The organism is Streptomyces sp. NBC_01445, from assembly GCF_035918235.1.
Classification (GTDB): Bacteria; Actinomycetota; Actinomycetes; order Streptomycetales; family Streptomycetaceae; genus Streptomyces.
The window spans coordinates 7,305,493-7,327,172 of record NZ_CP109485.1 but is presented as its reverse complement, the minus strand read 5'-3'; the positions used below and the strand labels follow the sequence as shown (position 1 = coordinate 7,327,172).

Here is a 21,680-nt window from a genome sequence, read left to right as displayed (position 1 = left end):
ACACGCCATGAGCGTCAGCCTCGACCCCGACCCGCCGGCGGGCGCGGACGGTCCGCGAAGGCTCGGCACGGTCCCGCACCGCCAGCCGCCGGCCACGATCTCCCTGCGGGACCGGGCCCGCGGAGCGCTGCTCGGCCTCGCGGTGGGCGACGCGCTCGGCGCGCCCGCAGAGAACATGAAGCCGTCCCAGATCCGCGAGCGATGGGGCCGTATCGAGGGGTTCGTCTCGCCGGACCCGGCGGGCACGGACGACACCGAGTACGCGATCTTCTCCGGCCTCCTACTGGCGGAGCACGGTTCGGCGCTCACCGTGGGACATGTCGAGGCGGCCTGGCACACATGGATCGCCGACCGCGACGAGGGCCCGTTCCGAGGTGCGGGCTTCAGCGAGAGAGGAACTCTGGAGAACCTGCGCCGGGGCCTGGCGGCACCCATCTCGGCGCAGCACCGCCACGCGTGGAGCGACGGACTGGCCATGCGGGCGGCCCCGTTCGGGGTGTACGCGGCGGGCCGCCCGGCGGAGGCGGCACGCCTCGTAGCGGTGGACGGCACGGTGTCGCACGACGGGGAGGGCATCCACGGAGGCCGGGCGGTGGCGGCCGGGGTCGCGGCGGCGATGGTGAGCCACAACCCGGACGCAGTCGTCCAGGCGGCCCTGTCCGTGGTCCCCGAGGACTCCTGGACAGCACGCTCCCTGCACCGCGCGGTGGCTGCGGCCCGCTGCGCCCGCCGCGACGCCGAGGGGACGCAACTCTCCATGGAACGAGAGGTACGCCGGGCCGTGGTGATCGGCGGCTACCCCTGGCCGGACCTGGCCCCGGAGGCGGTGGGCCTGGCCTTCGGAGCGTTCGCGGCGGCCCGGGGCGAGTTCAGGGAGTCGGTCCTGATGGCGGTGAACATGGGCCGCGACGCGGACACGACGGCCGCGGTGGCGGGCGCCCTGGCCGGCGCACTGCGCGGCGAACGAGCGATCCCCGCCGACTGGGCGACGACCATCGGCCCGGTCCGAGGCAACTGCCTCCCGTCGATGAAGGGACGTCACATCCTGGACATCGCCGACACCTTGACCCCCACGCCACCCCTCCCGCCCAAACCCCCGAAGGGGACCACACCGTGACCCCCGCACCCATCCACGTACAAGCACAGGGGGACCCCGGCCCCCGAGCAGCCGCACTGGCGCCCGAGCGAAAGGGGCCGGGCCGGTATGTCCGCCCGGAGCCGGCACACACAACTGACGCCGACGAAATCCGACGCCGAACCATCCAAGCGAGGACAGACATACCGGCCCGGCCCCGCACCCACCACCGGCGCGAGCAGGAGCCCGGAACAAGCCGGCACCCGCCCCCAGAGAGGCCAGCACACCATGACGCCACCAACCGTCACCACCCGGACAACCCCCCGCACCACCGGAACCCCCACCACCCCCCACCGGATCGAGGGACTGCTACTGGGCATCGCCGCAGGCGACGCCGCAGGCTGGCCCTCAGGCAGACACCGCGCGGCCCGCCTCCCCGACTGGACCCGCCGCCTGACCCGAGAACTGGACACGTTCGCGGAACAGAACGCGACGACGACACTCCCCGTACCGATCGCGCTGAACCAACCCCCGGAACCCCTGCGCCTGGGCCCGTCGGACGACGCCGAATGGGCGGCGTTCACAGCGGCGTCGATCCTGAACGCCACCAAGGCGGGAGCCCACAGCACGAACGTCCCCCCGGACGAACACGTACGCACGGCACTGGCCCTCGCCTGGAACACCCTCGCCGCCGAGGTGGCCGAAGCAACGGCCCGAGCGGACGAGATCGAGTCGGCGCGCATGCCAATGCGGGCACGCATCTCCGTACGAGCGGGCCTGGGCAACCTGGCGGCGGGTCTGAGCCCTCCGGCCACGGGACACGACAACCCGCACTACTTCGACGACGCGGCCTGTGTACGCGCCGCGGTACTGGCCGTGGTCCACCCGGGCGACCCCGAACCGGCCGCGGAACTGGCGGAGTTCGACGCCCGCTACACCCAGGACGGCGACGGAGTCCACGGCGCGAGAGCGATGGCGGCAGCCGTAGCGGCAGCGCTGGGCGGCGCCCCGGTCGACGCCTGCGTGGACGCAGCGCTGGCCCAGCTGCCCGAGGGAACCGAGATCCGCCGCAACGCGCTGCACGCGGTGGACCTGGCACGAAGGGCGGCCGCGGCCCGCCCGGGCCTGCCGGGAAACGCGTTCGCGCTGGTCCCGGTCCTGGAGCACGAGATCGTCGACCACGTCTACAGCTACGGCATCGCGGCAGCGGAGACGGTCCCGGTGGCCCTGGCCGTGGCGACCGCGGCCGGCGGCGACGTGACGGAGGCGGTGCCCACGGCGGCGTGCCTCTCGCGGGTGGCGGACTCGGCCCCGGCGCTGGCGGGCGCACTGACGGGCGCGATCGGCGGAGCCGACACGCTCCCGGCGAGCTGGCGGAACGCCTGCCGCAGGCTCGCGGGCTGCGCGCTGCCGCGCCTGGCGGGAACGGACCTCGTAGCCATCGCAGCAGACCTGACCAGGGCAACCACACCGAAAGGCGCCCGATGACAACCCCCACAACAGCCCGCACTCAAAACTCAATCTCAACCCCCTTCTCCCTGGAGGACCGCACCACAGGGGCCCTCGTGGGCGCGGCGGTGGGCGACGCGCTGGGCGGCCCCGTGGAGGGCTGGACGCCGGAGGCGATCGCGGAGCGCCACGGCGGCCGGGTCCGCGGCATCGTGGAGCCGTTCCACAAGGACGACTGGCGCACGGCGCGCCCGATCGCCCCGTACCACAAGGGCGACGGTCACGTCACGGACGACACCTTGATGACGCACGCGCTGATCAGGGTCTACGAGAACGTACGGGACCACCTGGACGCGTACGCGGTCGCGGACCACCTCGTCCCCGACCTGATCACCAACACGCGCTGGATCCCGGAGCTGGAGGCGGAGGCGCTCCCGCTGCAACGGATCTTCCTGGCGGAGAAGTGGATCGTGGCGCGCATCCACTACGGCCATGTGGACCCGCGCGAGGCGGGCGTGGGCAACATCGTGAACTGCGGCGCGGCGATGTACATGGCTCCGGTCGGAGCGGTGAACGCGGGCAACCCGGCCAGGGCGTACGAGGAGGCGCTGGACGTGGCGGGCGCGCACCAGTCGTCGTACGGCAGGGAGGCGGCGGGCGTCTTCGCGGCAGCGGTGGCCGCGGCGTTCAGGCCGGGCGCGACACCGGAGTCGGTGGTGGAGGACGCCCTGGCCCTCGCGAAGGACGGCACGAGGTCGGCGATCGAAGCGGTATGCGAAGTGGCGTGCGGCTACACGGACTTCGAGGACGCGCTGGGACCGCTGCGCGAGGCGATCACACCCTTCGACACGGTGGGCCCGGAGTACCGCAAGCCGTCGCTCGGGGCGCGCCGCCCGTCCCGCCTCCACGCGATCGAGGAGCTGCCGATCGCGCTCGGGATGCTCCTGGTCGGCCGGGGCGACTTCCGCCAGACGGTCCTCGGTGCGGTCAACTACGGCCGGGACTGCGACTCGATCGCGACGATGAGCGGAGCGATCGTGGGCGCGCTGTACGGGGAGCCGGCGGTGCCGCGGGAGTGGAGCGGGGAGGTGGCCCGCGCGAGCAGGCTCGACCTGTACACGCCGGCGGCCTCACTGGCCCGGGTCACGCGTGAGGTCTTCGCCAAGGACATGACCCGCCGCCGGTCCCACGAGGCGGCGTTCGCAGAACTCACCGCCACCGCGGTGTCGTGATGCTGCGCCTCACCTGGGTCCAGCCCGAGGACCTGCTCGGCCACGAGCTGCGCCAGGCGGCACAGGAGGGCCGGAACGCAAGCGGGGTGGAGCGCCGCTGGCGCGAGGCAGGAGGCCACCCGCCCCCCGAGCGCGCGGGAGCGTCACCACCGCCCCAGGACCCGAAGCTACGATCCCTGGCACAGCAGCTCCTGGACGAACTGGCTTCGACACAGAGCCCGTTGAGGGCACTTGAGCCGACATCCTTGCCGGAAATCAGACAGCTGACCCCCCGCCCAGCCCGTCCGACGCTTGAGGACAAGGAACGCGGGAGTCTGGGAGCAGCACCCCCAGAGACCTCCGAAGCGAAAGGCCTGCACGCATCCTGGCTGGGCAGAGCCGTCGGCTGCCTCCTCGGCAAACCCGTCGAGAAACTCCCCCTGCGCGGCATCCGGGCCATCGCGAAATCCACGTCCAACTGGCCCCTGAACACCTGGTTCACGCACCGGAACCTCCCGCAGGACGTGGCGGAGCGCTACCCCTGGAACCGCCGCTCCCGCCCCACCTCCCTCGCCGAGAACATCGACGGCATGCCCGAGGACGACGACCTCAACTACCCGCTCCTCGGTCTGCTCCTGCTCCAGCGCCACGGCGCCGACTTCACCACCGCGGACGTGGCGCAGCTCTGGCTCGACGAGTTGCCGGCGGGCCGCACGTTCACCGCGGAGCGCGTCGCGTACCGCAATCTCCTGGACGGCATCGAGCCCCCGGACACGGCCGTGCATCACAACCCGTTCCGGGAGTGGATCGGCGCCCAGATCCGCGCGGACATCTTCGGCTGGACGAACCCGGGCGACCCCGCCGGAGCAGCCGAACTGGCGCACAGGGACGCGACGTTGACGCACACGGCGAACGGCGTCTACGGCGAGATGTTCGTAGCGGCGGCCATCGCCCACGCGTCAGCACCTTCAGGCACGGCCCCCACCGTCCAAGCCACCCTCGACGCAGCCCTCTCCGTGATCCCGCCCGACTCCCGCTACGCCCAAGCGATCCGCTTCGGCATCGAGACGGCCCGCGCCGAACCCACCGGCACCCCGGCGGGCTTCGCATCAGTCGTCGACACGCTCCACGCCCGTTACGCCCACGACCACCACTGGGTGCACGTCCTGCCCAACGCGGCGCTGCTCGCCGCCGCGCTCACCCACGCCGACGGCGACTTCACGGGGTCCATCTGCCGTGCGGTGTCGGGTGGTTGGGACACCGACTCCAACGGCGCGACGGCCGGTTCGATCGCCGGACTCCTCGCCGGCTCCGCCGACGCGATCGACGACCGCTGGACCGCCCCGCTCAAGAACCGTCTGTCGACCTCGGTCGCCGACTTCGACGGGATCGGCTTCGACGAACTGGCCAGGCTCACTCTGGAGGCCCGCACATGAAATCCCCTGCGTCCAACACCCCCGCCCCCCTGCAAGGCCTACGCGTACTCGACCTCGCCACCCTCTTCGCCGGCCCCCTCGCCGCCACCATGCTGGGCGACTTCGGCGCCGACGTGATCAAGGTCGAGCACCCCCGTAAACCGGACCCGTCCCGTGGCCACGGTCCGTCGAAGGACGGCGTCGGCCTGTGGTGGAAGCTCCTCGGCCGCAACAAGCGGAACATCACGCTCGACCTCTCCACGCGGGGCGGGCGCGAGATCCTCCTCAAGCTGGTCGCGGACGCCGACGTCCTGATCGAGAACTTCCGCCCCGGCACCCTGGAGAAGTGGAACCTCGGCTGGGAGGAGCTGAGCGCCGCCAACCCGCGCCTGGTGCTCACCCGCGTCACCGGCTTCGGCCAGTTCGGACCGTACTCGCGCCGCCCCGGCTTCGGCACGCTCGCCGAGGCGATGAGTGGCTTCGCGGCGCTCACGGGCGAGCCCGACGGCCCCCCGACGCTTCCCCCGTTCGGCCTCGCGGACTCGATCGCCGCGCTCTCCACGTCGTACGCGGTGATGGCCGCGCTCCAGGGCCGCGAGCGGACCGGCCGGGGCCAGGTCGTCGACATGGCAATCATCGAGCCGATGCTGACGGTCATCGGCCCGCAGCCCATCTGGTACGACCAGCTCGGCTACGTACAGCCGCGCACGGGGAACCGCTCCACGAACAACGCCCCGCGCAACACGTACCGCACGAGCGACGACAAGTGGGTGGCCGTCTCCACGTCCGCCCAGTCGATCGCCGAGCGCGTGATGCGCCTGGTCGGCCGCCCCGAGCTGATCGACAAGGCGTGGTTCGCGACGGGTTCGGGCCGCGCGGGGCACGCCGACGAACTCGACGCGGCGGTCGGTTCATGGATCGCCCGGCACTCGCGGGACGACGTCCTCGCCGCCTTCGAGAAGGCGGAGGCCGCCATCGCCCCCGTCTTCGACATCCGCGACGTGATGGAGGACGAGCAGTACCGGGCGCTCGACTCGATCACCGAGGTGCCCGACCCCGAGCTGGGCACCGTCAAGATGCAGAACGTACTGTTCCGCCTCTCCGAGACCCCCGGCGCGATCAGGTGGGCCGGCCGCCCCCACGGCGCCGACACGGACGAGATCCTCACGGGCCTCGGTCTGACCCCCTCGGAGATCACCACCCTCCGCGAAGCGGGCGCGCTGTGACCGCCCAGTCCTACGAGACCTTCCTGACCTGGCTCTACGCCCCGGGAGACCGGCCGGAGGTCGTGGCGAAGGCGCTCGACTCGGGCGCCGACGTGGTCCTGATCGACCTGGAGGACGCGGTCGCCCCCGACCGCAAGGCGTACGCCCTCGACGCGACCGCCGAGCTCCTCGCCGAGAAGCACCCGGTGCCGGTGCACGTGAGGGTCAACGCGCTGAACTCGCCGCGCGCCGAGTCCGAGGTCAGACGTCTCACCCCGCTCCCCGGCCTCGGCGCCCTGCGCCTCCCCAAGGTCCACGGCCCCGCCGACCTGGACCGCGTATCGGACTGGTCGGTCGAGGTGCCGCCCCTGTACGCCCTCCTGGAGTCGGCGCTCGGCGTCGAGCACGCGTACGAGATCGCCCGGCATCCCGGCGTACGCGGCATCGCGCTGGGCGAGTCGGATCTGCGGGCGGAGCTCGGCCTGGCGAACGGCGAGGGTCTGGCGTGGCCACGGGGGCGGGCGGTGGTTGCCGCGCGCGCCGCTGCGCTGCCCCCGCCGCCGCAGTCCGTCTATCCGGACATCCGCGACACGGTGGGCCTGGCCCGCTCGTGCTCACAGGGCCGTGCGCTCGGCTTCTTCGGCCGCATGGCGATCCACCCCCGCCAGCTTCCCGTCATCGAGGCGACGTTCCTGCCGACGGCGGCGGAGGTCGACGCGGCGGCGGAGGTCGTCGGCGCCGCCTCCACGGAGGCGGGGGCCCTGGCCCTGCCCGACGGCCGCTTCGTCGACGCGGCGATCGTCTCGGACGCGCGCCGGGTCCTTGCGCTGGCGTCGCGCCGCCGCGGGGGCTGACCGGGACAGAGCGACGGGGGCGCCGGATCGATGCGATCCGGCGCCCCCGTCGACGTACGGGTGGTGAGGCTCAGCTAGCTCTTCCCGGCCTTGGTCGCCCCTGACTCGCCGTTGGCCTCATCCTTGTCGGACTGCTCCTCGGCCTCGTCCTCGGACGCGGCCGGCTCCTTCTCCTTGGACTCGGCCTCGCCTTCGGCCTTGTCCTGGGGATCGGCGTCGTCGCCCTTGTCCTCAGCCTTGTCCTCGGCATCGTCACCGGTGCCCGGTTCCACGACCGCCTCGCGCCCAGGGCGGATCTTCGTCGAGATCACGATGTAGATCACCGCGAGCAGGAAGACACCCATCGCGGTCCAGTCGTTGAGCCGCAGGCCGAGGATGTGGTGCGCGTCGTCGACGCGCATGTACTCGATCCAGAAGCGGCCCACGCAGTACGCGGCGACATAGAGCGCGAAGGCGCGCCCGTGGCCGAGCTTGAAGCGGCGGTCCGCCCAGATGACGAGCAGCGCGACACCGATGCACCACAGGGACTCGTACAGGAAGGTCGGGTGGTACGTGCCCGGCACGCGCCCGTCCGTCGACGACGTGATCTTCAGGGCCCACGGCAGGTCGGTGGGCTTGCCGTACAGCTCCTGGTTGAACCAGTTGCCCCAGCGGCCGATGGCCTGCGCGACGGCGATGCCGGGTGCGATGGCGTCGGCGTAGGCCGGGAGCGGGATGCCGCGCCTGCGGCACCCGATCCACGCGCCCACCGCGCCGAGCGCGATGGCACCCCAGATCCCGAGGCCGCCCTCCCAGATCTTGAAGGCGTCCACCCAGTCGCGGCCCTCGCTGAAGTACAGCTCGTAGTCCGTGATCACGTGGTAGAGCCGGCCGCCGACGAGGCCGAACGGCACGGCCCAGACCGCGATGTCGGCCACGGTGCCGGACCGCCCGCCGCGGGCGATCCAGCGCTTGTTGCCGAGCCAGACGGCCACGAAGACGCCGATGATGATGCAGAACGCGTAGCCGCGCAGCGGAATGGGTCCGAGATAGACCACTCCGTGTGACGGGCTGGGGATGAAGGCAAGATTCATGGCGATGTCGACGCTACCGTGCCGGGCCGTGGCGGCGGCAATCAGCCCGGCTACGGGTCCATAACGAGACCCCCGCGTCTCCTGCCGCTCCTACGACTTGTCGGCCGCCTGCACCATCTGCTTCAGCTTCGCGGGGGTCAGCGGGTTGGCCTGGTCGCCGAACACGTTCTTCCCGTTCAGGAGCACTGTCGGCGTGCCCTGGAAGCCGCCGGCCTGGAACGCCTGGTCCGACTTCTTGACCCAGCTGTCATGGCTGCCGTCGTCGACGCACTTCTTGAAGTCCGGCGTCACGAGGCCGCCGACCTTGCCGGCGAGCTCGATCAGCTTGCCGTTGTCCGCGAAGGCGTCGTCGGTCTCCGGCGGCTGGTTCTCGTAGAGGACGTCATGGTACGGGGGGAACTTCCCGGCGTCCTGGGCGCACGCCGCCGCGTTCGCCGCGCGCAGGGAGCCACTGCCGCCCATGTTCTTGTCGATGAGTGTGGCCAAGTGGTACTCGACCTTGAGCTGCCCGGAGTCGGTCAGCTCGTGGATCGTCGTGCGGTAGGCGTCCTCGAAGGCCTTGCACGCTGGGCAGCGGAAGTCCTCCCACACCGTGAGCGTCGACTTCGCGCTGTCCTTGCCGACCGGGATCGCGAGGCTGTCCTTGCCGACCGCGCCCTGGGGGGCCACGACGGGCCCCGAGGCGTCGCTCTTGTCGTCGCCGGAATTCGCCGCGATCACCCCGATCACGGCGGCCAGCGCGAGGACGCCCACGACGGCGCCCCCCACGATCACGCCCCTGCGGCGCCTGTCCTTGGCTCTCTGCTTCTCGCGCTCCTCCGCCAGCCGGTCACGGGCGGTGCGCTTTCCGTCACGGTTCTTCTCGCTCACACCCGCCAAACGAACCGGGGAGGCACCAGCGTGCCTCCCCGGCCCCAGGTCCACCCATACGGGTTACGACACGATGGGTGACGACGCGACGGGTCACGCCTTGGCGCGCACCCCGTCCGCGAGATCCGCCGCGAGCGCCCGCACGGCGGCGAGACCGGCGGCCTCGTCGTCGGCGTCCAGCATCAGCTTCACGAACGCCGAGCCGACGATGACCCCGTCGGCGAACCCGGCGACCTCGGCCGCCTGCTTCGCGTTCGAGACGCCCAGGCCGACGCAGACCGGCAGGTCGGTGGTGGCCTTGGTGCGGCGCACGAGGTCCTGGGCCTGGTTGCCGACGGACTCGCGGGTGCCGGTGACGCCCATCAGGGAGGCGGCGTACACGAAGCCGGAGCCCGCGGCGGTGATCGTCGCGAGGCGCTCGTCCTTGCTGCTGGGGGCGACGACGAAGACGGTCCCGAGGCCGTGCTTGTCCGCGTGCTCCCTCCAGGTCCCCGACTCCTGGACGGGCAGGTCGGGCAGGATGCAGCCCGCGCCGCCCGCCTCGGCCAGCTCGGCGGTGAACCGCTCGATGCCGTACCGGTCGATGGGGTTCCAGTACGTCATGACGAGGACCGGCTTGCCGGTCGCCTCGTGGGCCTCACGGACCGTGCGCATCACGTCGGCGATCCGGACGCCGCCGCGCAGCGCGATGTCGTCCGCGGTCTGGATGACGGGACCGTCGAGGACCGGGTCGCTGTGCGGCAGCCCGACCTCCACGACGTCGGCGCCTCCGTCGAAGACGGCCTTGATGGCCTCGATGCCGCCGTCCACGGTCGGGAACCCGGCCGGGAGATAGGCGATGAGGGCGGAGCGGCCCTCGGCGCGCGCGGCGGCGAGGGTGTCGTTCAACAGCTGGATGTTGCCGCTCACTTGGCGTCTCCCTCGATCTCCGCGCCGGTCCCGGCCGCGTCCGCCGCGACGGCGGCGTCGGTGTCGTACAGGCCGAAGTAGCGGGCGGCCGTGTCCATGTCCTTGTCGCCGCGCCCGGACAGGTTGACGATCATCAGCCCGTCCTTGCCGAGCTCCTTGCCGGCCTCGATGGCGCCGGCGAGCGCATGGGCGCTCTCGATGGCCGGGATGATGCCCTCGGTGCGCGAGAGCAGGCGCAGGGCCTGCATGGCGGCGTCGTCGGTGACCGCGCGGTACTCGGCGCGGCCGCTGTCCTTGAGGAAGGCGTGCTCGGGGCCGATGCCCGGGTAGTCGAGGCCCGCCGAGATCGAGTACGGCTCGGTGATCTGGCCCTCGTCGTCCTGGAGGACGTACGACCGTGAGCCGTGCAGGATGCCGGGCTCGCCCGCGGTCAGCGTCGCGGCGTGCTCGCCGGTCTCGAGGCCGTGACCGGCCGGCTCGCAGCCGATGAGGCGCACGCCTGCGTCGGGGATGAAGGCGTGGAAGAGGCCGATGGCGTTCGAGCCGCCGCCGACGCAGGCCACGGCCGCGTCGGGCAGGCGTCCTGCGCGCTCCAGGATCTGGCGGCGGGCCTCGACGCCGATGACGCGGTGGAAGTCGCGGACCATCGCCGGGAAGGGGTGGGGTCCCGCTACGGTCCCGAAGAGGTAATGCGTGCGGTCGACGTTGGCCACCCAGTCGCGGAACGCCTCGTTGATGGCGTCCTTGAGGGTGCGGCTGCCGGACTTCACGGCGACGACCTCGGCGCCGAGCATCCGCATGCGCGCCACGTTGAGCGCCTGGCGCTCGGTGTCGATCTCGCCCATGTAGATGGTGCACTCGAGGCCGAAGAGCGCGCAGGCGGTGGCGGTCGCCACGCCGTGCTGGCCCGCGCCGGTCTCGGCGATGACGCGGGTCTTGCCCATGCGCTTGGTGAGGAGCGCCTGGCCGAGCACGTTGTTGATCTTGTGCGAGCCGGTGTGGTTGAGATCCTCGCGCTTGAGGAACATCCGGACGCCACCGGCGTGCTCGGCGAACCGGGGCACCTCGGTGAGGGAGCTGGGCCGGCCCGTGTAGTTGACGAGCAGGTCGTCGAGCTCGGCGGCGAAGGCCGGGTCGTTCTTGGCCTTGTCGTACTCGACGGCGACCTCGTCGACGGCGGCGACGAGCGCCTCCGGGATGAACTTGCCGCCGAACGCGCCGAAGTACCCCTCGACGGTGGGGACTTGGCCCTCGGGGTCGGGAATGAAGAACTCGCTGCTGGACATGGGTGACCTGTCTGTCTGGGTCTGACGAGTGCGATGGGGTCGGGCACTGCCCCTGCCCGTCGTGGGCAGGCGTCCCGCACGGCGGGACGGGTGGGCACAACCCCCGGTGCCGGGTGCCGGCGTCGGGGGCCTCGGTGGGCGCTAGTCGCGCCCGCACCATCGCATGCCGTTGACCTGACCCGGCTCGTCGCCGATGACATAACGCACCCGGCGCCCGTGCACCCGCCGCGCCGGCGCCCGGCAGCCGCGGGGGCGGCAGCCGGGTGCGAGGCGGGCGGCAATGGGCATCGGGGAGGGTCAGCTCCTGCCGTGGCGCAGCGCCGGGTGGGCGCCTGCGGCAACGAGGTCGGAGACCGCGGTGCGCGGGTCGCGGCCGGTCACGAGGGACTCGCCCACGAGGACGGCGTCCGCGCCCGCGTTGGCGTACGCGATCAGGTCGTGCGGGCCGCGCACGCCCGACTCGGCGATCTTGACGATGTGGTCGGGGATCTCCGGGGCGACCTGCTGGAACGTGTCGCGGTCGACCTTGAGGGTCTTGAGGTTGCGCGCGTTCACGCCGATGATGCGGGCGCCAGCGTCCACGGCGCGCTCGACCTCGTCCTCGTCGTGCACCTCGACGATCGGCGTGAGCCCGATGGACTCCGCGCGCTCGATGAGCGACTCGAGGGCGGGCTGGTCCAGGGCGGCCACGATCAGCAGCGCGAGGTCGGCGCCGTACGCCCTGGCCTCCCACAGCTGGTACGAGGTGACGATGAAGTCCTTGCGCAGGATCGGGATGTCGACCTTGGCGCGCACGGCCTCCAGGTCGGCGAGCGAACCGCCGAAGCGGCGCTGCTCGGTCAGTACGGAGATGACGGCGGCGCCGCCCGCCTCGTAGTCGGCGGCGAGGCCGGCCGGGTCGGCGATCGCGGCGAGCGCGCCCTTGGACGGGCTCGAGCGCTTGACCTCGCAGATCACCTTGACGCCGTCACCGCGCAGGGCGGCCACTCCGTCCTTGGCGGCGGGTGCCTTGGCCGCGCGCTCCTTGAGCTCGTCGAGGCTGACGTGCGCCTGCCGCTCCGCGAGGTCGGCACGGACTCCGTCGATGATCTCGTCGAGCACACTCACGCGAGCGGCCCCCTTCCTGACGGTGGAGCGGTGGAAGCTGATTGCCCAGCGAGCAATCCACTGTTCACAGCGATGATATCCGGAGGAGGGCGAAGGCTCCGCATCCGGTTGACGCCGGTCCCACTACCTGGACAAATACTGTTGATCAAGGATGGAGCCAGCCACCTAGAGGCAGGTTCCGGACAACCGTGAAGACAAGGACCACGGCGCCCACGGCCCACAGCTGGGGGCGTCCGAGATCGATCCGCACCGGCCGTCCCAGTCCCACCCGTACGGCCCATACCACCCACAGGACAGCGAAGACGGCACAGCCCGCGACGGCGAGCGCGTTGTCCCCGAGAGCGGCCGTGAGATCGCCGTGCACGAGCGCGTGGGCGCTGCGCAGGCCGCCACAGCCGGGGCAGTAGATCCCCGTGTAGTGGAGCAGCGGGCAGGCGGGGTAGTGGCCCGGCTCGTTCGGGTCGACGGACCCGACATACGCGAAGCCCGCGCCGACCGCGGCGAGGACACCGAGAGGGACGGCCAGTCGCCGCAGTGAGGCGCCGACGCTGCCGGCGCCGCTGGTCAGGGTGGCCGCGGAGGTGTCCGTTTCGGCGTTCACCCGTGAATTGTGCATCGGGGCTGCCGGGTCCGCCCGTCGGCGGCGCGGAACACACGAGAGGCGGCCCGGCACCAGGTGCCGGGCCGCCTCTCGCGACGTGGATGAGGCTCAGGCCTCCGCGGCGACGACCTCGGGCGAGACGGCCGGCAGCGACTGCGGCTTCGGCTTGCCGAGACCCGCGGCGCTCATGGCGCCGCCGACGACCGCGGCGACGGCGAGCAGGGCCATGCCCGCCCAGAAGCCGACGGGGTCGCCCATCACCATGAAGGCGCCCGCGACGCAGAAACCGATGAAGGCGATGATGACACCGGTCCAGGCGGCCGGGGTGTGTCCGTGGCTGCTGTCCGCCATGGTTGCTCCTCGTTGCTCAATGCGTGGCTGATGCGTGGCCCCGTACCCCGCGCGTGGCACCGCGCTGGGTGGTGAGCCGGACGCTCTTGCCCATTGTCCCGCACTCGCGGGCATGGGCGGCACTCGGGGTCCGGGGCCCCGCTATGCCTCGTGTGTGGGGTCCTCGCCCCGGTCGAGGGCCTTCCACAGCTCCTCGGGGCGCTCGGGATCGACGGGTCGGGCCGCCTTGCGGGGCCGCGGGGTGCCGTCTCGCTCGTAGCGTCCGCCCATCGATGGCCAGGACCGGCCGAAGCGCAGGGCGAGCAGACCGGCCAGGAGGATGAGCGCGCCGCCCGCGGCACCGACGTACGGCCAAACGGTGTGACCGAGGGAGCCGATGGTGGCGGCGGTGTTGCCGGAGACCTCTGCGGCCTTCTCGTCGAGGGCGGCGCTGTCGGTCGCGCCGAGGACGGCGGCGACGACGGCGCCCGCGCCGCTGAGCGCGAGGAGCCCGGCGACGAGCATGCGCCCTGCGCGGCGGACCGCGAAGACGGCGACGAGGGCCGCGAGCCCCACTATGGCGAGGGCCGCGGGCACTCCGGTGACGTCGCTGCCCTTGGCGGTGAGCGGGAAGCTGCCGCCGGGCACGGTCGCGGACCCGGAGGCCCACTCCTGCCGCGAGGAGAGCAGGGCCACCGCCGCGCCGAGGGCGCCGAACAGAAGCGCTGCGGCGAGGCTGCGGCGGCCGTTGCGCGCGGCGGCCGTCTCCGAGGAGGCGGTCCCGGCTTCGGTTCGGGGGGATGGCACTGCGGAAGTCACCTCCCCACTATCCCCCACGGCGTCAGGCGCCGTGCATCCGGTTGGCCGTGTGCACGGCGCGCAGCACCGCCGCCGCCTTGTTGCGGCACTCGGTGTCCTCGGCCACGGGATCGGAGTCGGCGACGACACCCGCTCCGGCCTGCACATATGCGGTGCCGTCACGCAGGAGCGCGGTGCGGATGGCGATGGCCGTGTCGGAGCCCCCGGCGAAGTCGAGATATCCGACACATCCGCCGTACAGGCCGCGCCGGGAGGGTTCGAGCTCGTCGATGATCTGCATCGCGCGCGGCTTGGGCGCGCCCGAGAGGGTGCCCGCGGGGAAGCAGGCGGTGAGGACGTCGAAGGCGGTGGTGCCCGGGGCGACCCGGCCGGTGACGGTCGACACGATGTGCATGACGTGCGAGTACCGCTCGACGGACATGAAGTCGACGACCTCGACGGAGCCCGGCTCGCAGACTCGGCCGAGGTCGTTGCGACCGAGGTCGACGAGCATCAGGTGCTCGGCGCGCTCCTTGGGGTCGGCCATGAGCTCGTCGGCGAGCGCCTGGTCCTCCTGGGGCGTGGCACCGCGCGGCCGGGTCCCGGCGATGGGGTGCACCATGGCGCGCCCGTCCTCGACCTTGACGAGGGCCTCCGGCGACGAGCCGACCACGTCGAACCCGTCGAAGCGGAAGAGGTACATGTACGGCGACGGGTTGGTGGCGCGCAGGACCCGGTAGACGTCGAGTGCGCTGGCCGTGCACGGCGTCTCGAAGCGCTGCGAGGGCACGACCTGGAAGGCCTCGCCCGCCCTGATGCGCTCCTTGATGTCCTCGACGGCCTCCTGGTAGTCCGTGCCGCCCCACAGAGCGGTGAACTGAGGGAGTTCGGACGGGGGGAGCGAGGCGGGGGCCTGGACGACGGGCCGGGAGAGGTCGGCCTCCATCGCGTCGAGGCGGGCCACGGCGTCCGCGTACGCCTCGTCGACGCCGGTGTCGAGGTCGTTGTGGTTGATCGCGTTGGCGATCAGCAGGACCGAACCGTCCCAGTGGTCGAGCACGGCGAGGTCGCTGGTGAGCAGCATCGTCAGCTCGGGGAGCTTCAGGTCGTCGCGCTCGCCGGGGCCGATCTTCTCCAGGCGGCGCACGATGTCGTAGCCGAGGTAGCCGACCATGCCGCCGGTGAACGGGGGCAGGCCCTCGTAGCGGGGGGTGTGGAGGGTCTCGACGGTGGCGCGCAGGGCGGCGAGCGGGTCGCCGTGGGTGGGGACGCCGACGGGCGGGGTGCCGAGCCAGTGCGCCTGGCCGTCGCGGGTGGTGAGGGTGCCGGCGGAACGGACGCCGACGAAGGAGTAGCGGGACCACGAGCGGCCGTTCTCCGCGGATTCCAGGAGGAACGTGCCGGGGCGTTCACCGGCCAGCTTGCGGTACAGACCGACGGGGGTGTCGCCGTCCGCGAGGAGCTTGCGGCTGACGGGGATCACTCGGCGGTCGGTCGCGAGCTTGCGGAAGGTCTCGAGATCCATAGGAAGAGCTTAGGGCGTGTCCGGGCGGGTCGGGTGCGCCGCCCGGTCCGTGGAACGGGCGGCGCGGCAGTGGTCTCAGGCGCCCGTGCCGGTCACCGTCAGCTCGCCCGCGTCGAAGCAGGTGCGGTCGCCGGTGTGGCAGGCCGCGCCGACCTGGTCCACCTTCACCAGGAGGGTGTCCGCGTCGCAGTCGAGGGCGACCGACTTCACGTGCTGGAAGTGGCCGGAGGTGTCGCCCTTGACCCAGTACTCCTGGCGGCTGCGGGACCAGTACGTGCAGCGGCCGGTCGTCAGCGTGCGGTGCAGCGCCTCGTCGTCCATCCAGCCGAGCATGAGCACCTCGCCGGTGTCGTACTGCTGGGCGATCGCGGGGACCAGGCCGTCGGCGCTGCGCTTGAGGCGGGCGGCGACGGCGGGGTCGAGGCTGCTGGGCGGGGGCGTGCTGGTCATACGGACCATTGTGCCGCGCCGCGCGTGCCTCTTCGGGCGGGCGTCCACTGATTGAGAGCAGCGGGGCGGAGCGCCACATGGAGGGGTGGTGCCGGGTGACGGGTGGGCGGACCGGTCGGGCGGTCGTACGCTGGCTGTATGTCGACCCATGCGAAGCGTGAACGACTTCTTCTCGCCGACCTGTTGGAGGCGTCGGGCCCCGACGCCCCGACCCTGTGCGAAGGCTGGACCGCCCGTGACCTCGCGGCCCATGTCGTGGTGCGCGAGCGCCGTGCGGACGCCGCGGGCGGGATCGTGATCAAGCAGCTGGCGCAGCGCCTGGAGCGGGTGCAGGCCGAGTTCGCCGAGAAGCCCTTCGACGAGCTGATCCAGCTGATCAGGACGGGCCCGCCGCGCTTCTCGCCGTTCTCCCTCAAGCAGATCGACGAGGCGTCGAACGCGGTCGAGTTCTTCGTCCACACGGAGGACGTGCGCCGCGCGCAGCCGGACTGGACGCCGCGCGAGCTCGACCCGGTCTTCGCGGACGTGCTGTGGTCGCGCCTCGAGCGGATGGCCCGTGTGATCGGCCGCAAGTCGCCGGTCGGCCTGGTCCTGCGCCGCCCGGACGGCCGCACGGCGGTGGCGCACAAGGGCACGCCCGTGGTGACGGTGACCGGTGAGCCCTCCGAGCTGCTGATGTTCGCCTTCGGCCGGCAGGACGCGGCGCGGGTGGAGACGGAGGGCGAGAAGGACGCGATCGGCAAGCTGCACGAGGCGAAGCAGCTGGGCATCTGACGCGCGTTCAGGCCGGGAGTTCGGCGCGGCGCAGGGGCGCGCGGCACAGGCCGTAGACGCCGGCGAGGGCGCAGATCGCAGCGCTGGCCACGAAGACGGGACCGGTGCCCCACAGGCCGACGGCCGCGCCGGTCAGCGGCATGGTGAGCGGGACGAGGCCGAGGCTGGACAGGCTCGTGACGGCGGTGACCCGGCCGATGTAGGCCGGGTCCGCGTGGGTCTGCGTGAGCGCTCCGCACAGGGCGCCGCTGAGACCGGCGAGCAGCCCGATGGCCAGCGCGACGGCGACCGCGGCGGCGAGGTGCGGTACGAAGGCGAGCGCGCCGATGGCGACGGCGCCGCCTCCCATGGTCGCGGCGAGGACGAGACCCGCGCGCGGCACCCGGCCGCGGACGGCGAGGAGCAGCGAGGCCGCGCCCGCGCCGACACCGAACCCGGCGAGCACCGAGCCCATCCCTGAGGCGCCCCAGCCGCGCTGGTCGGCGAGGAGGGTCAGGCCGACGTTCAGGGGGCCGACGAAGCCGAGGTCGCTGAGGCCGATGACGACGACCAGCGGGGCGAGGACGCTGTGGCGGCGGATGTGACGCAGGCCGTCCGCGAGGCCGTTCCTCGCCGGGGCGCCGCTCTTGCCGCCCGTGTCGGGCAGGTCCCGGATGCGCAGGGACATCAGGAGCGGCAGCGAGATCGCGAACAGCAGTCCGGCCGCGCCGAACGCCGCCGCGGGGCCGCCGAGTGCGACGCCGAGACCGCCCAGGGGCGCGCCCACGACGTTGGCGAGGCGGACCGCGAGTCCGCGCATGCCCTGGACCCGGGCGAGCTGGTCGCGTCCGGTGACGCGGGCGGGCAGTGCGCCGACGGCCGGCAGGAAGAGGGCGTCGACGATGCCGAAGACCAGGCCGAGGAAGGTGAGCGGCCACAGGCCCGGTCGGGTCGCGAGGAAGAGCCCGGCGACGCCGAGCACCGCGGCGCTGCGCACGGCGTCGCTGGCGATGACGATGCGGCGCGGCCCGAGCCGGTCGGCGATCACTCCCCCGCCGAGCATCAGCAGGGCCCGGGGTGCCGCGCTCACCGCCATGACGAGCCCGGCCTGCGAGGGGCTGCCCGACTGGACGGCCGCCCAGGACAGGGCGACGTAGTAGATGTTGTCGCCGATCATCGAGGAGGCGTACGCCCCGAGCCAGCGCAGCACGTTGCCGTCGCGGTGGGCGGGCGTGCCGGGGGCGGGTGTGCCGGTGAGGGGCGCGGTCACAGTCATGGGAGGTGGTCCTCTCAGGCGCGGAACGGGAAGCCGTACACGTGCAGCGCGACGTTCTCGCGCCCTTCGGTGTCGCCCGCGGCCTGTGCGGCGCGGCCCTGCTCGTCGTACTTCCTGATGACGGTGAGCAACTCGCCTGTCAGCTCGGTCAGTTCGGCCGCGGTCAGAGGCATCAGGGCCTCTGAGTCCGAGGACGCGGCGCGCCACTCGGGGGCCCAGGTGGTGCGCTCGTCGAGGTAGTGGCGGTAGAGCTCGCTGCGCTGTTCGTAGAAGAGCCGGGTGGCAGCCTGGTGTGCCGCGGCCTTCTCGGGGGCGTCGCCGAAGTCCGCCTCGTGGATGCTGACGCCTTCGGACGCGGGCCTCCACCAGCGCTCGCGGCCGTCGCGCTGCGCCCCGGGCGCCTCTTCGATGAGCCCGGCGTCCGCGAGCTTGCGCAGGTGGTAGCTGACCAGGGAGACAGCCCCGTCGACCTGCTCGGCGAGCTGCGACGCGGTCGCCGTGCGGGCGACGACCAGGGCGCGGTACAGCTGCGAGCGCAGCGGGTGGGCGAGCGCCTTGAGGGTGCCGAGGTCGGTGATGCGGCGGGTCTGCTTGTCGGTCATGGCATGAGGCTAGATACGAAAGAAATATTGCGCAAGATAAATTGCGCAATTGATCCTGCGCATCAGGGCCAGGCCAATCCCGCGCATCGGGCCGCGCGTCAGGCCGGACAAAAGGCCCCGGCCGCCCTTGTGGGCGGCCGGGGCCTGAGAGTGCGCGCTCCGGTGTCAGCGGACGGGGTGTCCCGCCTCGCGCAGTGTCTCCTTGACCTCGCCGATCCGCAGATCGCCGAAGTGGAAGACGGACGCGGCGAGCACCGCGTCGGCGCCCGCGGCGATCGCCGGCGGAAAGTGTTCGAGGCGCCCCGCGCCGCCGGACGCGATCACCGGCACGGTGACGTGCTTGCGGACGGCGGCGATCATCTCGATGTCGTAGCCGTCCTTCGTGCCGTCGGCGTCCATCGAGTTGAGCAGGATCTCGCCCGCGCCGAGCTCGGCGGCCTCGTGCGCCCACTCGACGGCGTCGATCCCGGCGGACTTGCGGCCCCCGTGCGTCGTCACCTCGAACGTGCCGGACGGCGTGCGTCGCGCGTCGACCGACAGGACGAGCACCTGGCGACCGAACCGCTCGGCGATCTCGCGGATCAGCTCGGGGCGGGCGATGGCGGCCGTGTTCACGCCCACCTTGTCCGCGCCGGCCCGCAGCAGCTTGTCCACGTCGTCCGCCGTGCGGACGCCGCCGCCGACGGTGAGCGGGATGAAGACCTGTTCGGCGGTGCGGCGCACCACGTCGTAGGTCGTCTCGCGGTTGCCGGAGGACGCCGTGATGTCGAGGAACGTCAGCTCGTCGGCGCCCTCGGCGTCGTACACCTTCGCCATCTCGACGGGGTCGCCCGCGTCGCGCAGGTTCTGGAAGTTGACGCCCTTGACGACCCGTCCGTTGTCCACGTCCAGGCAGGGGATGACCCGTACGGCCAGCGTCATGACGGTGTGTCTCCTCGGTACGCCTCCACCTCGACCTCGACGACCAGGCTCGGGTCGATGAAGCCGGAGACGATGATCATGGATGCGGCGGGGCGGACGGCGTCGAACAGCTCCTTGTGGGCCCGGCCCACGTCGTCCACATCGCGCGCATGGGTGATGTACATACGGGTGCGCACCACATGCTCGCTCCCGAGTCCCAGGGTCTTGAGGGCGTCGAACGCGGCCTGGAACGCGTTGAGCGTCTGCTCGTACGGCGTTCCCGCGTCGATGACGCCGTTGACCACGGACGTACAACCGGACACCAGGACAAGGCCGTTGGGCAGTTCGACCGCGCGCGAGTAGCCCACGGCCTCCTCCCACGGCCCGTCCGAGCCGACCCTGCGTACGCCGTCGGTCATGACGCCACCGCGGCGAGCGCCTCTTCCAGCGTGAAGGCCTTCGCGTACAGCGCCTTGCCGACGATCGAGCCCTCGATGCCGAGCGGGACGAGCTCGGAGATGGCCCGCAGGTCGTCGAGCGACGAGACGCCGCCGGAGGCGACGACCGGGCGGTCGGTGGCCGCGCAGACGTTCTTCAGGAGCTCCAGGTTCGGGCCCTGCAGCGTGCCGTCCTTGGCGATGTCGGTGACGACGTAGCGGGCGCAGCCCTCGGAGTCGAGGCGCGCGAGCGTCTCGTAGAGGTCGCCGCCGTCGCGGGTCCAGCCGCGGCCGCGCAGCGTGGTGCCGCGCACGTCCAGGCCCACCGCGATCTTGTCGCCGTGCTCGGCGATGACCTTGGCGACCCACTCGGGGGTCTCCAGGGCGGCGGTGCCGAGGTTGACGCGGGTGCAGCCGGTGGCGAGCGCGGCGGCGAGCGTGGCGTCGTCGCGGATGCCGCCGGACAGCTCGACCTTGATGTCCATGGCGCCGGTGACCTCGCCGACCAGCGCGCGGTTGTCGCCGGTGCCGAACGCGGCGTCCAGGTCCACGAGGTGCAGCCACTCGGCGCCGGAGCGCTGCCACGCGAGGGCGGCCTCGAGCGGGGAACCGTAGGAGGTCTCCGAGCCGGACTCGCCGTGCACGAGACGTACGGCCTGGCCGTCGCGGACGTCGACGGCGGGGAGGAGTTCGAGCGTGCGGGACATCAGAGGGTTCCGATCCAATTCGTGAGGAGTTGGGCGCCGGCGTCGCCGGACTTCTCGGGGTGGAACTGTGTCGCCCACAGTGCGCCGTTCTCGACGGCGGCGATGAACGGCTCGCCGTGCGTGGCCCAGGTGACCTTGGGCGGGCGCATGTGGACGTTGCCGACCTCGAAGTCCCACTGCTGCACGGCGTAGGAGTGCACGAAGTAGAAGCGGGCGTCGCTGTCGAGACCGGCGAAGAGCTCGGTGTCCTGCGGCGGGCGGACCGTGTTCCAGCCCATGTGCGGGACGATCTCGGCCTTGAGGGGCTCGACCGTGCCGGGCCACTCGTCGAGGCCCTCGGCCTCGACGCCGTGCTCGATGCCGCGCGCGAAGAGGATCTGCATGCCGACGCAGATGCCCATCACGGGGCGGCCGCCGGCGAGGCGGCGGTCGATGATCCAGTCGCCGCGCACCTCTTTGAGGCCCTTCATGCAGGCGGCGAAGGCGCCGACGCCGGGGACGAGGAGGCCGTCGGCGTTGAGTGCGGTGTCGAAGTCGCGGGTGATCTCGACGTCCGCGCCCGCGCGGGCCAGGGCCCGCTCGGCGGAACGGACGTTGCCGAACCCGTAGTCGAAGACGACGACCTTCTTGCCGGCCGTGCCGGCGGGCTTGGCTGAAGTCATGGCTGGCTGCTCCCTGCCCCTCAGTTCCAGTAGTCGAGCCGCAGGACGCCGGAGACCAGGCACATGGCCGCGGCGATGGAGAGCAGCGCGATCAGGCCCTTGGGCAAGCCCTGCTTGACGAAGGAGATGACGCCGCCGATCAGGAAGAGACCGACGACGATGAGGACGGTGTTGAGGCCGTTCAT

General features: G+C 72.2%; 25 protein-coding genes. 7 read left to right on the top strand and 18 right to left on the bottom strand.

All coding sequences use genetic code 11. The features are described from left to right. Window positions 1-7: 7 nt before the first annotated feature. The 6 genes from OG574_RS33305 to OG574_RS33280 all read left to right on the top strand — a co-directional run bounded on the left by OG574_RS33305 (window position 8) and on the right by OG574_RS33280 (window position 7,209). The gene (locus OG574_RS33305; RefSeq protein ID WP_326776212.1) at window positions 8-1,117 is read left to right on the top strand and encodes an ADP-ribosylglycohydrolase family protein; all 1,110 of its coding nucleotides are present in this window, start codon (window positions 8-10) and stop codon (window positions 1,115-1,117) included. Between the two features lie 246 nt (window positions 1,118-1,363). After that, the gene (locus OG574_RS33300; RefSeq protein WP_326776211.1) at window positions 1,364-2,563 is read left to right on the top strand and encodes an ADP-ribosylglycohydrolase family protein; all 1,200 of its coding nucleotides are present in this window, start codon (window positions 1,364-1,366) and stop codon (window positions 2,561-2,563) included. Continuing rightward, window positions 2,560-3,756 carry an ADP-ribosylglycohydrolase family protein gene (locus OG574_RS33295; protein ID WP_326776210.1) on the top strand — a complete coding sequence of 399 codons (1,197 nt, stop codon included), beginning with the start codon at window positions 2,560-2,562 and terminating at the stop codon, window positions 3,754-3,756. The genes OG574_RS33300 and OG574_RS33295 overlap by 4 nt, the downstream gene beginning before the upstream one ends. Then, complete coding sequence (locus tag OG574_RS33290; protein WP_326776209.1) at window positions 3,756-5,171, top strand: ADP-ribosylglycohydrolase family protein; 1,416 nt, start codon at window positions 3,756-3,758, stop codon at window positions 5,169-5,171. The genes OG574_RS33295 and OG574_RS33290 overlap by 1 nt, the downstream gene beginning before the upstream one ends. Continuing rightward, the gene (locus tag OG574_RS33285; RefSeq protein WP_326776208.1) at window positions 5,168-6,376 is read left to right on the top strand and encodes a CaiB/BaiF CoA transferase family protein; all 1,209 of its coding nucleotides are present in this window, start codon (window positions 5,168-5,170) and stop codon (window positions 6,374-6,376) included. The genes OG574_RS33290 and OG574_RS33285 overlap by 4 nt, the downstream gene beginning before the upstream one ends. Then, window positions 6,373-7,209 carry an HpcH/HpaI aldolase/citrate lyase family protein gene (locus tag OG574_RS33280; protein WP_326776207.1) on the top strand — a complete coding sequence of 279 codons (837 nt, stop codon included), beginning with the start codon at window positions 6,373-6,375 and terminating at the stop codon, window positions 7,207-7,209. The genes OG574_RS33285 and OG574_RS33280 overlap by 4 nt, the downstream gene beginning before the upstream one ends. Before the next feature lie 74 nt (window positions 7,210-7,283). Here OG574_RS33280 and lgt read toward each other — a convergent pair whose 3' ends face one another. The 11 genes from lgt to hisI form a co-directional block, all read right to left on the bottom strand. Next, on the bottom strand, window positions 7,284-8,282 hold the full coding sequence (gene lgt, locus OG574_RS33275) for a prolipoprotein diacylglyceryl transferase (protein WP_326776206.1): 999 nt from the start codon (window positions 8,280-8,282) through the stop codon (window positions 7,284-7,286). 90 nt (window positions 8,283-8,372) lie between these two features. Further along, entirely contained in the window at window positions 8,373-9,152 is a 780-nt protein-coding gene (locus OG574_RS33270) for a DsbA family protein (protein ID WP_326776205.1), read from the bottom strand. Between the two features lie 93 nt (window positions 9,153-9,245). After that, window positions 9,246-10,061 carry a tryptophan synthase subunit alpha gene (gene trpA / locus OG574_RS33265; RefSeq protein WP_326776204.1) on the bottom strand — a complete coding sequence of 272 codons (816 nt, stop codon included), beginning with the start codon at window positions 10,059-10,061 and terminating at the stop codon, window positions 9,246-9,248. After that, on the bottom strand, window positions 10,058-11,347 hold the full coding sequence (gene trpB / locus OG574_RS33260) for a tryptophan synthase subunit beta (RefSeq protein ID WP_326776203.1): 1,290 nt from the start codon (window positions 11,345-11,347) through the stop codon (window positions 10,058-10,060). Before trpB ends, trpA begins: the two co-directional genes overlap by 4 nt. 141 nt (window positions 11,348-11,488) lie before the next feature. Further along, window positions 11,489-11,635, bottom strand: a complete 147-nt coding sequence (gene trpM / locus OG574_RS52790) for a tryptophan biosynthesis modulator TrpM (RefSeq protein WP_199841672.1) — start codon at window positions 11,633-11,635, stop codon at window positions 11,489-11,491. Between the two features lie 9 nt (window positions 11,636-11,644). Further along, a complete protein-coding gene (gene trpC / locus OG574_RS33255) occupies window positions 11,645-12,454 on the bottom strand; it encodes an indole-3-glycerol phosphate synthase TrpC (protein ID WP_326776202.1) in 810 nt (269 codons plus the stop codon). A gap of 145 nt (window positions 12,455-12,599) precedes the next feature. Continuing rightward, window positions 12,600-13,070, bottom strand: coding sequence for a DUF2752 domain-containing protein (locus OG574_RS33250; RefSeq protein WP_326776201.1), 471 nt, complete (start codon window positions 13,068-13,070; stop codon window positions 12,600-12,602). A gap of 93 nt (window positions 13,071-13,163) precedes the next feature. Beyond that, window positions 13,164-13,406 carry an HGxxPAAW family protein gene (locus OG574_RS33245; protein WP_100592260.1) on the bottom strand — a complete coding sequence of 81 codons (243 nt, stop codon included), beginning with the start codon at window positions 13,404-13,406 and terminating at the stop codon, window positions 13,164-13,166. A 141-nt stretch (window positions 13,407-13,547) separates the two neighbouring features. After that, window positions 13,548-14,204 carry a TIGR02234 family membrane protein gene (locus OG574_RS33240; protein ID WP_326776200.1) on the bottom strand — a complete coding sequence of 219 codons (657 nt, stop codon included), beginning with the start codon at window positions 14,202-14,204 and terminating at the stop codon, window positions 13,548-13,550. Between the two features lie 22 nt (window positions 14,205-14,226). Beyond that, window positions 14,227-15,708 carry an anthranilate synthase component I gene (locus OG574_RS33235; protein WP_326776199.1) on the bottom strand — a complete coding sequence of 494 codons (1,482 nt, stop codon included), beginning with the start codon at window positions 15,706-15,708 and terminating at the stop codon, window positions 14,227-14,229. Between the two features lie 75 nt (window positions 15,709-15,783). After that, window positions 15,784-16,158 carry a phosphoribosyl-AMP cyclohydrolase gene (gene hisI, locus OG574_RS33230; protein ID WP_100592257.1) on the bottom strand — a complete coding sequence of 125 codons (375 nt, stop codon included), beginning with the start codon at window positions 16,156-16,158 and terminating at the stop codon, window positions 15,784-15,786. Window positions 16,159-16,296: 138 nt separating this feature from the next. On the opposite strand from hisI, the gene OG574_RS33225 reads away from it, so the two are divergent. Continuing rightward, on the top strand, window positions 16,297-16,932 hold the full coding sequence (locus tag OG574_RS33225) for a TIGR03085 family metal-binding protein (RefSeq protein ID WP_326776198.1): 636 nt from the start codon (window positions 16,297-16,299) through the stop codon (window positions 16,930-16,932). Window positions 16,933-16,939: 7 nt separating this feature from the next. On the opposite strand, the gene OG574_RS33220 is transcribed toward OG574_RS33225, so the two are convergent. The 7 genes from OG574_RS33220 to OG574_RS33190 form a co-directional block, all read right to left on the bottom strand. Beyond that, a complete protein-coding gene (locus OG574_RS33220; RefSeq protein ID WP_326776197.1) occupies window positions 16,940-18,187 on the bottom strand; it encodes an MFS transporter in 1,248 nt (415 codons plus the stop codon). 14 nt (window positions 18,188-18,201) lie between these two features. Further along, window positions 18,202-18,789 carry an ArsR/SmtB family transcription factor gene (locus OG574_RS33215; protein WP_326776196.1) on the bottom strand — a complete coding sequence of 196 codons (588 nt, stop codon included), beginning with the start codon at window positions 18,787-18,789 and terminating at the stop codon, window positions 18,202-18,204. A 165-nt stretch (window positions 18,790-18,954) separates the two neighbouring features. Then, entirely contained in the window at window positions 18,955-19,710 is a 756-nt protein-coding gene (hisF, locus tag OG574_RS33210) for an imidazole glycerol phosphate synthase subunit HisF (RefSeq protein ID WP_100592253.1), read from the bottom strand. Beyond that, window positions 19,707-20,108 (bottom strand): RidA family protein, encoded by a 402-nt coding sequence (locus OG574_RS33205; protein WP_100592252.1) that lies wholly within the window; start codon window positions 20,106-20,108, stop codon window positions 19,707-19,709. The genes hisF and OG574_RS33205 overlap by 4 nt, the downstream gene beginning before the upstream one ends. Then, entirely contained in the window at window positions 20,105-20,833 is a 729-nt protein-coding gene (gene priA / locus OG574_RS33200; RefSeq protein ID WP_326776195.1) for a bifunctional 1-(5-phosphoribosyl)-5-((5-phosphoribosylamino)methylideneamino)imidazole-4-carboxamide isomerase/phosphoribosylanthranilate isomerase PriA, read from the bottom strand. Before priA ends, OG574_RS33205 begins: the two co-directional genes overlap by 4 nt. Continuing rightward, window positions 20,833-21,495, bottom strand: coding sequence for an imidazole glycerol phosphate synthase subunit HisH (hisH, locus tag OG574_RS33195; protein ID WP_326776194.1), 663 nt, complete (start codon window positions 21,493-21,495; stop codon window positions 20,833-20,835). The genes priA and hisH overlap by 1 nt, the downstream gene beginning before the upstream one ends. Before the next feature lie 20 nt (window positions 21,496-21,515). After that, window positions 21,516-21,680: a hypothetical protein gene (locus OG574_RS33190; RefSeq protein WP_165914440.1), complete on the bottom strand. Its 165-nt coding sequence runs from the start codon at window positions 21,678-21,680 to the stop codon at window positions 21,516-21,518.

What these genes read in the sequence shown, in the direction of transcription:
- OG574_RS33305 (WP_326776212.1), top strand. Translation starts at nt 8, where the DNA reads ATGAGCGTCAGCCTCGACCCCGACCCGCCGGCGGGCGCGGACGGTCCG.
- OG574_RS33300 (WP_326776211.1), top strand. Translation starts at nt 1,364, where the DNA reads ATGACGCCACCAACCGTCACCACCCGGACAACCCCCCGCACCACCGGA.
- OG574_RS33295 (WP_326776210.1), top strand. Translation starts at nt 2,560, where the DNA reads ATGACAACCCCCACAACAGCCCGCACTCAAAACTCAATCTCAACCCCC.
- OG574_RS33290 (WP_326776209.1), top strand. Translation starts at nt 3,756, where the DNA reads ATGCTGCGCCTCACCTGGGTCCAGCCCGAGGACCTGCTCGGCCACGAG.
- OG574_RS33285 (WP_326776208.1), top strand. Translation starts at nt 5,168, where the DNA reads ATGAAATCCCCTGCGTCCAACACCCCCGCCCCCCTGCAAGGCCTACGC.
- lgt (WP_326776206.1), bottom strand. Translation starts at nt 8,282, where the DNA reads ATGAATCTTGCCTTCATCCCCAGCCCGTCACACGGAGTGGTCTATCTC.
- trpB (WP_326776203.1), bottom strand. Translation starts at nt 11,347, where the DNA reads ATGTCCAGCAGCGAGTTCTTCATTCCCGACCCCGAGGGCCAAGTCCCC.
- trpM (WP_199841672.1), bottom strand. Translation starts at nt 11,635, where the DNA reads ATGCCCATTGCCGCCCGCCTCGCACCCGGCTGCCGCCCCCGCGGCTGC.
- OG574_RS33250 (WP_326776201.1), bottom strand. Translation starts at nt 13,070, where the DNA reads ATGCACAATTCACGGGTGAACGCCGAAACGGACACCTCCGCGGCCACC.
- OG574_RS33245 (WP_100592260.1), bottom strand. Translation starts at nt 13,406, where the DNA reads ATGGCGGACAGCAGCCACGGACACACCCCGGCCGCCTGGACCGGTGTC.
- OG574_RS33235 (WP_326776199.1), bottom strand. Translation starts at nt 15,708, where the DNA reads ATGGATCTCGAGACCTTCCGCAAGCTCGCGACCGACCGCCGAGTGATC.
- hisI (WP_100592257.1), bottom strand. Translation starts at nt 16,158, where the DNA reads ATGACCAGCACGCCCCCGCCCAGCAGCCTCGACCCCGCCGTCGCCGCC.
- OG574_RS33225 (WP_326776198.1), top strand. Translation starts at nt 16,297, where the DNA reads ATGTCGACCCATGCGAAGCGTGAACGACTTCTTCTCGCCGACCTGTTG.
- OG574_RS33220 (WP_326776197.1), bottom strand. Translation starts at nt 18,187, where the DNA reads ATGACTGTGACCGCGCCCCTCACCGGCACACCCGCCCCCGGCACGCCC.
- OG574_RS33215 (WP_326776196.1), bottom strand. Translation starts at nt 18,789, where the DNA reads ATGACCGACAAGCAGACCCGCCGCATCACCGACCTCGGCACCCTCAAG.
- hisF (WP_100592253.1), bottom strand. Translation starts at nt 19,710, where the DNA reads ATGACGCTGGCCGTACGGGTCATCCCCTGCCTGGACGTGGACAACGGA.
- OG574_RS33205 (WP_100592252.1), bottom strand. Translation starts at nt 20,108, where the DNA reads ATGACCGACGGCGTACGCAGGGTCGGCTCGGACGGGCCGTGGGAGGAG.
- priA (WP_326776195.1), bottom strand. Translation starts at nt 20,833, where the DNA reads ATGTCCCGCACGCTCGAACTCCTCCCCGCCGTCGACGTCCGCGACGGC.
- hisH (WP_326776194.1), bottom strand. Translation starts at nt 21,495, where the DNA reads ATGACTTCAGCCAAGCCCGCCGGCACGGCCGGCAAGAAGGTCGTCGTC.
- OG574_RS33190 (WP_165914440.1), bottom strand. Translation starts at nt 21,680, where the DNA reads ATGAACGGCCTCAACACCGTCCTCATCGTCGTCGGTCTCTTCCTGATC.